The sequence below is a fragment of the Exiguobacterium sp. KKT215 genome (assembly GCF_055635335.1).
This window is the reverse complement of the sequence record NZ_CM145756.1, coordinates 579,385-591,970: the sequence shown is the minus strand read 5'-3', so window position 1 is coordinate 591,970 and position 12,586 is coordinate 579,385. Positions and strand designations below refer to the sequence as shown.

Genomic DNA, 12,586 nt, shown 5'->3' with positions numbered 1-12,586 from the left:
ATTTCTCGTTTAATCACTTTTTCTCTTCATATACCAAACAACTAACTAATCAATTCCCTTTGACCGGTACTGGTCCCTCATGTTGATTTTCCTGGTAGCTTCGGATATAAAACCCGTCCCCTTCCGTCCATTCAGCAAACAATACGTCGTCGACCTCACGATAACCTCGTTTGCGGATTTCTTCGACTAACCATTCTTTCGTTTTTCCTACATAATCTAAAATTTGTTCGTTAATTTTTCCCTCATCAATAAACAAAAAGTTCATCGGTTCATCTGGAGGATCTAGATTCAACATTTTAGGAGTCACTTGATCTAATTTGGCATATTTTTTTAAACTAATTGTGCCACCGGGCTCTAAGTATAAGTCTTTTACTTCTCGTATTGAGAAAACACCTTCCTGTCGTAGCATGATTCTTAATTGCTCCATTTCAATATGGTTACGATTTAATTCTTGAACGTTCAAAAAACCATCTTTAATCAAGATTGATGCCTCACCTTTAAGAAGAATTCGTACCTTGTCATGTTTTCGTGATAGTACTTCAATCGTATACAGCATCAAACTCCATACAGAAACTGCAAACAATAACTGAAACGGAGAAACTTTTGTATCATATACGCTTTCTTCAAGAAGACCACCTAAGACAATCGAGTGAATAAAGTCAAAAGGCGTGAGTTGCGCGATTGTTTTCTTTCCAAAGAACCGGGTGACAATCAATAACGCAATTAATCCAAACAATAATTTAGTGGCGATTTCAAGATAAGTCATGCTGTTAATCCTCCTTTGGCTCAAGTAATTAAATTGACCTGCGCATTCTATCACACGAAAAGCTTGAGTAAAGATAAGCAAGGACGTTATCAAATGGCTTTCCCGAAGTATAAGAACCAAAACATTCGAAAATATTTTTACCGTAAACGCTTGCATAAAAATAATTTTCATATTATGATTCAGGTGAAAATAATTTTAAGGAGGATTTGTCTCATGTCACGTCTATTCGAACGGGCACAACAATTCGGGAAATCATTTATGTTGCCCATCGCCGTCTTACCGGCAGCGGGACTATTACTCGGGATCGGAGGGGCGCTCTCGAACCCGAACACGGTCCAGGCGTATCCATTCCTCGACATCACCTGGCTCCAGCATTTGTTCACCATCATGGCCGCCGCTGGGTCGATCGTCTTCGCCAACTTAGCTGTCCTCTTCGCGATTGGGGTCGCGGTCGGGCTCGCCAAGTCGGATAAAGGGACGGCCGGACTCGCCGCCATGCTCGGCTATCTGATTATGAACGCCACCATCAACGCCATGCTTCAAATCACGGGTGAGTTGATGGAGACGGATCTCGCCAGTGCCGGTCAAGGAATGGCGCTCGGGATTCAAACGCTCGAGACCGGTGTCTTCGGCGGTATTCTCATCGGGATTGTGACGGCACTCTTGCATAACCGTTACAACAAGCAAGTGCTCCCGCAGTTCCTCGGCTTCTTCAGCGGATCGCGCTTCGTGCCGATCATCACGTCGTTCGTCGCCATCGGTGTCGGGATTGCGCTTTACTTCATCTGGCCGACAGTCCAGAGCGGTATCTTCTCGCTCGGTGGACTCGTCGACAAGACAGGATACGTCGGGACATTCATCTACGGCTTCGTGCTTCGGATGCTCGGACCGTTCGGGTTGCACCACATCTTCTACATCCCGTTTTGGACGACCGGCCTCGGGGGCTCAATGGTCATCGACGGGACGTTGATCGAAGGGACGCAGAAAATCTTCTTCGCCCAGCTCGCTGACCCGAGCACGACCCAGTTCTATGAAGGAACGGCTCGCTTCATGTCAGGTCGCTTCATCACGATGATGTTCGGTCTGCTCGGTGCCGCACTCGCCATGTATCACTGTGCGAAACCGGAACAGAAGAAAGTCGTCTTCGGTCTCTTGTTCTCGGCGGCGCTCACGTCGTTCTTGACGGGAATCACCGAACCGCTCGAGTTCGCCTTCTTGTTCGTGGCGCCGGTCCTCTACTTGGTCCACGCCATCTTTGACGGGCTCGCCTTCATGATGGCCCACATCTTTGAGATCACGATTGGTCAAACGTTCTCAGGTGGGTTCATCGACTTTATCTTATTCGGGATTTTACAGGGAAATAACAAGACGAACTGGATGCTCGTACCGGTCATCGGTGCCTTCTGGTTCTTGCTCTACTACGTGACGTTCCGCTTCCTCATCACGAAGTTCAACTTCATGACGCCGGGACGTTCAGACGAGACAGCTGTTAAGGCGGCCGACGTCGATGCATCAGACCGCACGACGGCCATCATCGCAGCACTCGGTGGCGATGCCAACATCGACACGGTCGACTGCTGTGCGACACGCCTCCGCGTTACCGTCAACGACCACCAACACGTCCGTGAGGATTTGTTGAAGGCGACGGGCGCCCACGGGGTCGTGCAAAAAGGAAATGGGATTCAAGTAATTTACGGTCCTTCTGTTACAATTATTAAGAATGAAGTCCAAGAGGCGTTAGGCCGGGGCGAATAACGAATTGTGTTGGAGGGAACAGCCGTGTGGGAACAAATGAAAGACGTCTATCCAGAGATGACGGACAGTGAGAAAAAGATTGCCGATTACCTCATGACGAATATGAATGACGCCATCGAGTTGACGATCACCGAGTTGGCGCAAGCCATCCAGACGTCACCTGGGACCGTGACCCGGTTCTGTAAAACGATTGGGGTCGGGAGCTATTCGGCACTGAAGCTCATGATGCAAAAGACATTGACGGAAACGAACTTGCCCCAGACGGCGACGTCGCTCGAACCGATGCAGCGGTCGTATATCGAATTGATTCAGACGACCGCCCACTTGATCGACCAAGAGGAGCTACTCGCCATCTGTGACCATATCCGACGGTGCCGTTCGGTCCATCTATACGGACTCGGGAACGCCGGACTCGTCGCTCAAGAGATGGAGTATCGCTTGCGACGGATGGGACTGCTCGCCACGACGGCGTTCGATAGCCACAGCATGGTCATGGACGCCTCAATCGCGACGAAAGACGACTTGATTATCGCTTTCTCGAACAGTGGTGAGAGCCGTGAGGTCGTCCAAGCCGTTCAGCTCGCGAAAGAATCGGGCTGCACGACCATCGCCTTCGTCGGCTATCAGCACTCCCCGCTCGCCGAGCTCGTCGACCATCGACTGTTGACGGCCGGTGCGTCGGGCGAGGCGTTCTTAATCAACACACAGCTCCCGCTCCTGTTCACGGCGGACGCGGTGACGAAGACGTTGATGGAAACGAATGAAGACTTAAAAGCGCATTATCTAAAAACACTGAAAGCGCTCGACCGATTAAAGGAAAGAAGTGATTAATGATGACCGATTTACCAAGCGGATTAATCGTCTCCTGCCAAGCACTCGAAGATGAACCGCTCCATAGCGACTACATCATGGGCCGGATGGCCATCGCAGCCGTTCAAGGCGGCGCCAAAGGCATCCGAGCCAACTCGGCGAAAGACATCCGTGAAATCAAACAGCAAGTGAACGTCCCGATCATCGGGATCGTCAAACGTGACTATGCGGACAGTGACGTGTTCATCACCGCGACGATGAAAGAAGTCGAAGAATTGATTGAAGTCGGCGTCGACGTCATCGCCCTCGATGCGACGCAACGCTTGCGTCCCGGCAACATGGCGCTCCAAGAACTCGTCCACGCCATCCGTTCGATTTATCCTAACCAACTGTTGATGGCCGACTGTGCGACGCTTGAGGACTGTATCGAAGCAGATCGACTCGGTTTCGACTACATCTCGACGACGCTGCATGGCTATACGGCCGAGACGAACGGCTCGCTCCTCTTCCACGACGACTTCAAGTTCTTGAAGGACGTGCTCGACCACGTCACGCAACCAGTCGTCGCCGAAGGCAACATCTTGACGCCCGAGATGGCGAAACGCTGCATGGACCTCGGCACGCACGCCGTCGTCGTCGGCGGTGCCATCACACGGCCGCAACAGATTACGGCACGGTTTAAAGAAGCGATGTCTTCTTCATTGAATACAAACTAAAAAGAGTGTCTCCTGTTTCGAATTGAAACAAGAGACACTTTTTTATAGAAATACATAAATCAACTTCTTAAAAAGTTTCGGACATCATCTGCGTTCCGCATGACATCATCCGTCGGCACGTCGAGTAAATCTGCCAACTCGGCACTCGCATCGAGACGCACGCTCACTCGCTCAGTTTCATCAAAGGCGATGGCTGAAAGTCGTCGATACTCCTCATACTGTCGGAAGATGGTTTGAAGCACCGCCTGATACTCCACATTCATCATCGCGATGGCAGCCTCATATGTGGCGCGCACCTGCTCCGCATTCGTGTATAACCCTTCTTTGAACGTATTCATCAACTCATTCAATTTATGGAGCGAAGCGACCAATTCGTCAATCGCATACATCAACGTGGCCACGACGATCCCGGTGAGGATCCCGCCGATCAATCCACCAATCAATTGGGCAAACGTTGCGAACGGCGTCGTTTGTAGATACGTCACGAATGACTCCGTCAACAGTACGCCGAGGGTCGTGGCCACCGCTGCGACGACAAGTTTCGTCGCTTCTTTGATGGCCGTCTGCGACATCATGCCTTCAGGTGGTTGGCACAGTAGCTTGAACGCACTCCAAAGTCCAGTGACGCCGTCATTGATCAGACGCGCCAAATTTTTCGACGTCGTCATGAACGTGTTGATGAACACCGTCAACAGATTCCCCATGAACCCACCGATGAAGCCATCTTTGAACGCTGTGGCAAACCGCTTCATCTGTTGCATCATATGAGCGTAGACACGCTCTAGACATTGTTTGAACGCTTCAATCCGCGCGTCCCAATTCGTGAACTGTTTAAACGATTTGAAGAAGCCTTTTAGCTCTTTAAACAAAATGTGTTGCAACTCGTAGAGAAACAGTCCAATCGCTTGTTTCGCCCCGACCCGCAGTCCTTGGCTCGCTCCGGTTTTCGCCAGATTCTTTGCATAGTAGGTGTGTTTCGCTTTCGTGACAGATTTTTTGACATGCTTTTTGGCCTCGATATATTTTTCCATCGCCGCCTGTTCATCTACGCCATAGCGGTCACGGTTCGTCTGAGTCGGGTCTTTCGGGTTCGGTGAGTCGAGCCAAACTTTAAAATCTTTGTCCCCTTTCGACTGATTGAGACTGCCATTCGTCCATGCCAAGTTCTGCTCATCAACCGCCATCTTACCTCGTGCTTCATCGGTCATATACAAACGAGCTTCATCGTTTTGATGAATCTCCGAAGCCGACACGACATGGTCACGGTGGGTCCGTCCGTCTTTATTTAACGATTGGCCCGTATATTCATCCGTAATCGAATCGTTCTGTTTGAACTCCCGTTTTCGCATTTTCGCAAAGTCTATTTCATACATCTCTTCACGCACCTCTTGCGAATAGCCGCGGGAGAACCGTGTTTCCACTTCTTGATCCGCAAAAACGCCTTCTTGCGCATTATGGAGCGTCGTCACGTTCCCACCCTTTTTGTAATCGTTCAAAAAGGGACCGAGCCCGAACTCTTGAATCACTTTTGTGAAGGCAATCTCTTTATATTGCTTCATCAAAATTTGAAGATGAGATTCTTCCAACTTAGGTGATTGATTCAAATCGATATCAAAATTCGTTTGCAGCGATTCTGAAAACACGTGACTCATGTGGCTTCGCCCACTTTCTTATTCAATAATTCAGACGCACTTTGCAACGTGTTCAGTAGTACGCCAATTCGTTCTAGCAACTCTTGATCTTGTTCGATTTTCCGCATGTCCCAGCCGTAGTGTTCAATTCTTGGCTCGATTTCATTCAACAACCGGTTCAAGCCGACCCGGTTTTGTACAGTCAACTCGTTCAACGCAAGAATTTCGGTCTCATTTCCCCGAAGCAAGACGCGTTCTTTTTGGAGATGGCTCGCCTTTTCAAGCGCCTCACGCCCAAGCTTTTTATTCTTCCCGTTTTGGAAGACGCTCGCTGCAATCAAGAGGGTCCATCCAACAGGCCCTGCCAATCCCATTAATCCACCACCTACAGCTAGACCGCCGCCTGCTACAAACGCCCCTCCGCCTAACCATGCCATTGACGCATTTGCAGCGAGACCTCCGCTCAACGCCGCTCCCGACGAGACGGTACGGAATGTCGTCGCAATCGCCGCAGCCGTAGTCGACGTCATTTTCAATGAAGCGGCACCCATCGTCAGTGTTTCGACGGCTGTCATCATTTTTTCGTTGGCTGCAATCTCGGTTTGTACTTCCAATAAGAACGTATCGTAACGTTTATATTCGACTTCGATTGTTTCGATCTCTAATTCCATTTCAGTCGTCTTGTGTTTCAGTTCATTGATGATATCCCAGTTGAATCCAATGATGGATTTCAGTCGTTTCCGCTCACCAAACAACGTTTCTGATGCTTTGACGACATCGATTTTAGTCGCTTCATAATTACGTTCTGCCTTCTTATACGTTTCAATCGAGTCTTCTCGAAATTTGCGATTCAACATAATTTAGTCCACTCCTCTTCCCAACTCATTCGATTGGGATTTCAATCCATCTATTTATGTACTTTGTTAGTATAAGGACTATAAAGGATTGATGTAGGTACTTTTTTGTTAAAGGGGGAGATAAATTTCAAATATCATCTTTATTGTTTAACACCACGTCTAATTTTGTAACTACCTCTGCTTACGTTTTATGGTGTACTACGTATAACAACACTTCTTAGGAGGCCTATATGCATTACTCACTGGACACCATCTTACAACTCGAAAACTCGACCGAATTCAACCGTCTCCATCAGCAGTTCCATCAATTCAATCCGCTCAAAGTGCTCCGTGTCGATCAGTACGAGATTCGTCACTCGAACGTCCTCGCTTGGCTGTTCGACCCGAACGAGAACCATCGGCTCGGTAGCTTCTTTTTACGGAAAGTATTGATGAACTTAATCACGAAGCCGGAGAACGAAGAGAAGATTGTCGGCATCGACTATTTACCATTCCTGCACGCCCCCCTCTCGGACGTCACGGTCCATCGCGAATGGTGGACCGGGAATGGCGCCATCGACTTATTGATTGATATTCCATCCCTGAACTTGATGTTGCTCATCGAAAACAAATTCCATTCGAGCGAGTCGGCCGGACAGCTCAGCCATTATTTTGACCACGTCCACGAGACATTCCCAAATCGGAACATCCTGCCGGTCTATTTGACGCTCTCGAGTGATGCACCGTCTCACGACGATTACTGGTTCCTCGACTATGAGGATGTCCGTCTCATGATCACCCAAGAACTCGAGTTGAACCGCGCGACGATTGCCGACAATATTTACGATTTCCTGACGTATTATATCGCGCTACTCGAGGAGCGTCTCGTCGATGACGAGGATACGATGAATACGGCGCTTGAGCTGTATCAAGATTATGCCTCTGCGATTCATTTACTTTACGCGAACGCCAATCCGGCAAAGCATAAACAAATCGAGCTACGGCAAGCGGTCAAAACGCTTGAGACGTTCGACGCGGAGACGAAACGACATCTCCTGCTTATCTATAACCGGAAGCGACAAACCATCGACTACATTTTCAAAACCGGCGGCAACATCGTCCACCAAGCGTTCCTCGAATTTGTGAACGAGCAGGCGATTACGACCTACTCTGCACATACTCGCGTACCGAACTTCGTCATGGACGACTGGTTACCATATTTGGATCAGATGGACCGGTTGAATCGCTATTGGCTCAACTATGGACTGATCATCTGGTTTGAACGGAAAGGCAGTACACGTCTCAAACTTTACGTGGAAGTCGGCCCGATTGATTATGCCGAACGTCTCCCGCTTCTAGAAGCACTTGAAGCGAAAAACATCTCGTTTTGGAAGTCTGGGAAACAAGAAGGCAAGAAGTTCACGCGCATTTATACGGAGACGACCGATGTCTCCGATTGGACAAACGCAGCTGTCGTAAAAGATGCAATGACATCACTCATCGACGACCCTTCGTTCCGCTCGTTCAGTAAGACGGTGACCGAAGTCTTAAGCAACATTTACACCAAATCGCCAGTTGAGCTTTAAAGGATAGCCTAACTGAATCATTTTCAGTCGCCTCATCTTACATGATTTTAATGTAGGGATGAGGCGATTTATTTACTAGAGTTTATACTTCAGTTAGATAAGCATTTATTTATATTTTGTTTATAAATGTGACAATTTAGGGAACATCATATATGCATGTGCCGTGAATGCGCTGAAAGATGTTTAAAAAATGAAACACGTCTTTTGGTTCAATTTTAGTCGAGACTTTAAATCGCCATCGTTAATTGTAAGCGCTTACTAAAAAGGAGGAACGAGATGTTTAACCGAAAATACGCAATACTTGCATCAGCTAGTTTATTGGCGTTCTCGATTTCAGGTTGTACTCCGAACGATTCAAGTGATAGTGGGAAAACGGAAATTAAATTTATCAACGGTTTCACTGGTGGTGATGGCGACTACATGACAAAAATCGTCGATAATTTCAACTCCAGCCAAGACACATATGAAGTCGTCCAGTCCCAAGAAAAAGAACACTACACCAAGTTTAAATCTGGTGATTACGACCTGGTCGTCATGCATGAGACGAACCTCGACACGTATCAAAAAGATCAATTGATTCAAGACGTCGGACCGTTCATGGAGGCAGCCGAAATTTCAGAGAGTGACTTTAACGAGGCGGGGATTCAGTCCGGTTCAGTCGATGACAAAATGTTCGGCGTCCCGCTCGACATTCACCCGCTCACGATGTTCTATAACATGGACATGGTCAAAGAAGCGCCGACCGATTACGAACAGTTGAAACAGCTCGGAGAATCGCTTCAAGCTGAAGATTCAAACTTGTACGCGTTCGGACTTCCATCGACAGGACTGACAACATTCTACTTCACCGTCGCTGCCGCGCAAAATGGAATCGATTTAGCCAAAGAAGGTTATTTGGATTTCACTGATAGTGCATACGCCGACGCGTTGATGCAATATCATGCGATGGTGTTTGAAGACAAGACCTCGCCTGAGAAACTAGGTCTAGACGGGGAGTTCCAAGCATTCATGAAGTCGGCAGAAGACAGTTCAAAACAGACCGCGGTCACCTTCACTGGTCCTTGGTATTACCAAGCCGTGAAAGAAAAATACGGAGACGCACTCGGAATCGGAAAAATGCCGACTTTGTTCGAGACCGAAGCGACAACTGGTAACGCTCACACGATTTCAGTCGCGGCCGCTGTCGACGATCAAGAAACGAAAGACGGCATTGCCGAGTTCTTGAAGTTCATGTATACGCCTGAAAACTTAGCGAACTGGGCCGAGTCTGGTCAGACACCGACGCACATCGCCACCCTCGAATTGATTTCAGAAGATCCTGAGAAATACGCACTCGCCAATCAAAACCAGGAGCAGTTAGAAATGTATGAGCCAGCCCCACGTGTGTATCAATTCGATGAGCAAATGCGTTATATGAACGAGGTCGTCTTCACGAAATTGACAGGTGAAGCGAATCTGACGAAAGAAGACTTGATGGCCGAGCTCGAAAAAGCGACAAAAGCATCGAAACAAGTCGCCGACACCCAACAATAAAGATGACCGTTCGATCAGTGTGGGTGCTCCTACACTGATCAATCATTTTGAAAGGAGGACGTGCGATGTATATGACGAAACGAACGAAATGGGTCGGCTTTTTATTCGTGATCCCATTTCTCCTCAGTTTTCTCATCTTTTGGCTGACACCCTTACTGTACGGTGTCTGGATCAGTCTCCATGATTTTCGCCTGTCTGTGGGCAATAACGGGTTCATCGGATTAAAAAACTATGTCGACATTCTCACGCCGGACACGCTCTATAACAACGTGTTCATGAATTCATTGAAGAACACATTGCTGTTTATCGTCTTGAGCGTACCACCGCTCATCTTGATCAGCCTCAGCTTGGCCCTCTTAATTGATAACTTGCCGAAGCGGTTGAAGACATTTTTCCGAACCGTCTTTTTCTTGTCCTATGCCATTTCTGTCACTGCCGTCTCTGCCCTCTATCTTTGGTTATTTGGTGCCAACGGCGGTTTCATCAACAATTTACTATTGAACACGGGCCTGATTACGTCGCCCATCAACTGGACCGGTGATCAGCCGTACGCCTGGTTCGTCATCGTGATCGCGACCGTTTGGTGGACCATCGGCTTCAATATGCTGTTGTTCGTCAATGCGCTCGATGAAGTCGATCCCAACTTGTATGAGGCAGCCGACTTGGACGGTGCTTCCTCGTGGAACAAGTTCCGCTACATCACGTTGCCCGATATTCGAAACATTTCCATCTTCATCATGATCACGACCGTCATCGCCTCATTCAACTTATACGGACAGTCCCTCCTCATCACGCGTGGAGGACCGGGTCAATCAACGAGTTCATTGATCATGGGGATTCATGCGACCGTGTTCGGGAACAATCAACTCGGTGTCGGCTCTGCCATGGCGCTCTTGATGGGACTCATCATGGTGGTCATCACGGGCGTCCAATATTGGATGTCGTACCGCAACAATAAAGAAGAAATGGGAAGTGGAAAGTCCGAGAAAAAACGGTTCACTCGTGCCACAAATGTCGGTCCCACCAATGTCAGCTCACGTCCAGCCACGACGATTGAGAAAAAGGAGCGGAAGGTCACATGAAAAAGAAACGAATCAAATCAATCTTCCTCGTGACAATCACGTCCATCCTTGCCATTTTATTCTTGTTCCCACTCGTTTGGATGGTCTTTACCTCGTTTAAGACACTTAGCGAATCACTTTCAAGCGCCGGCCTCTTTCCGAACGAGTGGACGCTCGAGCACTATCAAACTATCTTCTCTGCTTCGGCAGACTCCAATATGGTGCAATGGACAATCAATACAGCCGTCGTCACACTCATGGGAACAGTCATCGTCATCTTCGTCGACGTTCTCGCTGCCTATGCGCTGGCGCGGTTGAATATTCCTGGTAAAAAAATCATTTTGGCCATCGTCATCATCGCGCTGACCGTGCCCGGGATTGTGACGTTGTTCCCTGCGTTTTATTTGTTTAAAAGTGTGAATTTGCTAGATACGTATTATCCGCTCATCTTGCCGTATTCAGCAGGAACGCTCGGTGTGTTCCTCATTTATAACTTCTTGCGCTCTTTCCCACAAGAGCTCGAGGAAGCCGCCTACCTTGATGGCGCGACCCAGTGGCAAGTGCTGACGAAAGTCATCTTCCCGTCCATCAAGCCAGTCGTCACGACACTCGGTGTGGTCACGTTCCTCGCCATTTATAACGATTTTCTCTGGCCCTCGCTCGTCACGAACAGCGATGAGATGAAGACGCTCACTCTTGGTGTTGCGACGCTCGTCCAAGGGTCGAACTTCGTCAATCCCGCCGCCATGATGGCCTCGACCGTCGTCGCAACCGTGCCGGCTCTTCTGATTTTCCTTTGGGCGAATAAATATTTCGTCAAAGGCGTCACGAATTCGGGGATTAAATAATCAGACTCACTGTTTTAACAATTAAATCAACAAAAAGAGTTGAGGACCGGATGGATTCCTCAACTCTTTTTGTTGATTTAGCCTTTTACCCCAAACCGATAAACCGTCCTCGAGTGATACAACTCCTCGGGTTTCAGTTCGATCGATGTGGCGATGTCTGGATGGTTCGGTGCATCTGGAAACGCTTGCGCTTCTAAACAAATCGCACTATGTTTCTGCCGTCCCTCAAGCGTGACCGGTGTCTCTTCACTGAGGAAGTTGGCCGAATAGACGACCATGACCGGTTGGTTCGTTTCGACGTCCATCACGCGTCCGCTCACCGGGTCATGCAGCCGGGTAACGCCGTCCTTCAAGAGGAACGGATGGTCCAGTCCCCCAGCCTTAACAATCGCTTCGTCCTCCGACGTAATCGCTTCACCGACTCGCTTCCCGTCACGGAAGTCGAACGGTGTCGTTTCCACTTCAAGTAACTCGCCCGTCGGCAACGACTCGTCATCAAGCTTCCCGACATGGTCGGCCGGCAGCGTCAACACATGGTCATGAATCGTCGGCCGTCCGCCGAGATTGAAATAGTTGTGATGGTTCAAGTTGACCCACGTCCGTTCGTCCGTCTGGGCCGTCATCGTGACGACGAGCTCATTATCGTCCGTCAACTCATAGACGACCTTGAACGTGACGTTACCGGGATACCCTTCTTCCCCGTCCGGACTTAGATAAGTAAACGTAATCGACTGCCCCTCGACGTCCATGTCCCAATGCCGGGCCGTGATGCCCTCGTCCCCGCCGTGGATATGATGCGGGGCCTCGCTTGGGGTCAAGGCCACACCATCAATCTCCGCATTGCGGATCCGTCCGGCAATCCGTCCGACGACGGAACCGAGATAAACCGGGTTCTCGAGGTATTGCTCGGGACTGCCATATTTCAAAATGACGGAGTCCATGTTCCCGTCACGGTCCGGTGCCGTCAACTCGGTCATGGCACATCCGTACGAAATGGCCGATAAACGCATGCCATTCATGTTTTCAATCGTTGCTTCTCTCAAC

The 12,586-nt window shown here is 48.9% G+C and carries 11 protein-coding genes; 7 read left to right on the top strand and 4 right to left on the bottom strand.

Features of this window, described 5'->3' with window-relative positions; genetic code table 11:
- Positions 1-49: 49 nt before the first annotated feature.
- Entirely contained in the window at positions 50-766 is a 717-nt protein-coding gene (locus ACZ2GZ_RS03205; protein ID WP_470295517.1) for a DUF421 domain-containing protein, read from the bottom strand.
- A gap of 213 nt (positions 767-979) precedes the next feature.
- On the opposite strand from ACZ2GZ_RS03205, the gene ACZ2GZ_RS03200 reads away from it, so the two are divergent.
- The 3 genes from ACZ2GZ_RS03200 to ACZ2GZ_RS03190 are packed head-to-tail and all read left to right on the top strand — an operon-like array spanning position 980 to position 4,047.
- A complete protein-coding gene (locus tag ACZ2GZ_RS03200; protein WP_470295516.1) occupies positions 980-2,521 on the top strand; it encodes a maltose/glucose-specific PTS transporter subunit IIC in 1,542 nt (513 codons plus the stop codon).
- 24 nt (positions 2,522-2,545) lie between these two features.
- The gene (locus ACZ2GZ_RS03195) at positions 2,546-3,352 is read left to right on the top strand and encodes a MurR/RpiR family transcriptional regulator (protein ID WP_131438329.1); all 807 of its coding nucleotides are present in this window, start codon (positions 2,546-2,548) and stop codon (positions 3,350-3,352) included.
- A gap of 2 nt (positions 3,353-3,354) precedes the next feature.
- A complete protein-coding gene (locus tag ACZ2GZ_RS03190; protein WP_470295515.1) occupies positions 3,355-4,047 on the top strand; it encodes an N-acetylmannosamine-6-phosphate 2-epimerase in 693 nt (230 codons plus the stop codon).
- Positions 4,048-4,106: 59 nt separating this feature from the next.
- On the opposite strand, the gene ACZ2GZ_RS03185 is transcribed toward ACZ2GZ_RS03190, so the two are convergent.
- Together ACZ2GZ_RS03185 and ACZ2GZ_RS03180 are read right to left on the bottom strand one after the other, a co-directional pair.
- Positions 4,107-5,699, bottom strand: a complete 1,593-nt coding sequence (locus tag ACZ2GZ_RS03185; protein WP_470295514.1) for a hypothetical protein — start codon at positions 5,697-5,699, stop codon at positions 4,107-4,109.
- Positions 5,696-6,535, bottom strand: coding sequence for a hypothetical protein (locus ACZ2GZ_RS03180; protein WP_470295513.1), 840 nt, complete (start codon positions 6,533-6,535; stop codon positions 5,696-5,698). Before ACZ2GZ_RS03180 ends, ACZ2GZ_RS03185 begins: the two co-directional genes overlap by 4 nt.
- A 230-nt stretch (positions 6,536-6,765) precedes the next feature.
- Here ACZ2GZ_RS03180 and ACZ2GZ_RS03175 point away from each other — a divergent pair, with 230 nt between their 5' ends.
- From ACZ2GZ_RS03175 to ACZ2GZ_RS03160, 4 genes are all read left to right on the top strand, one after another.
- Positions 6,766-8,100 carry a PDDEXK-like family protein gene (locus tag ACZ2GZ_RS03175; protein WP_470295512.1) on the top strand — a complete coding sequence of 445 codons (1,335 nt, stop codon included), beginning with the start codon at positions 6,766-6,768 and terminating at the stop codon, positions 8,098-8,100.
- Positions 8,101-8,376: 276 nt separating this feature from the next.
- Positions 8,377-9,633 (top strand): extracellular solute-binding protein, encoded by a 1,257-nt coding sequence (locus ACZ2GZ_RS03170; RefSeq protein WP_470295511.1) that lies wholly within the window; start codon positions 8,377-8,379, stop codon positions 9,631-9,633.
- Positions 9,634-9,698: 65 nt separating this feature from the next.
- Positions 9,699-10,715: a carbohydrate ABC transporter permease gene (locus ACZ2GZ_RS03165; RefSeq protein WP_470295510.1), complete on the top strand. Its 1,017-nt coding sequence runs from the start codon at positions 9,699-9,701 to the stop codon at positions 10,713-10,715.
- Positions 10,712-11,542, top strand: a complete 831-nt coding sequence (locus tag ACZ2GZ_RS03160; protein WP_214830207.1) for a carbohydrate ABC transporter permease — start codon at positions 10,712-10,714, stop codon at positions 11,540-11,542. The genes ACZ2GZ_RS03165 and ACZ2GZ_RS03160 overlap by 4 nt, the downstream gene beginning before the upstream one ends.
- Before the next feature lie 77 nt (positions 11,543-11,619).
- Here the strand turns inward: ACZ2GZ_RS03160 and ACZ2GZ_RS03155 are convergent, their stop codons facing one another.
- Complete coding sequence (locus ACZ2GZ_RS03155; RefSeq protein WP_470295509.1) at positions 11,620-12,585, bottom strand: aldose epimerase family protein; 966 nt, start codon at positions 12,583-12,585, stop codon at positions 11,620-11,622.
- Between the last annotated feature and the right edge of the window lies 1 nt (position 12,586).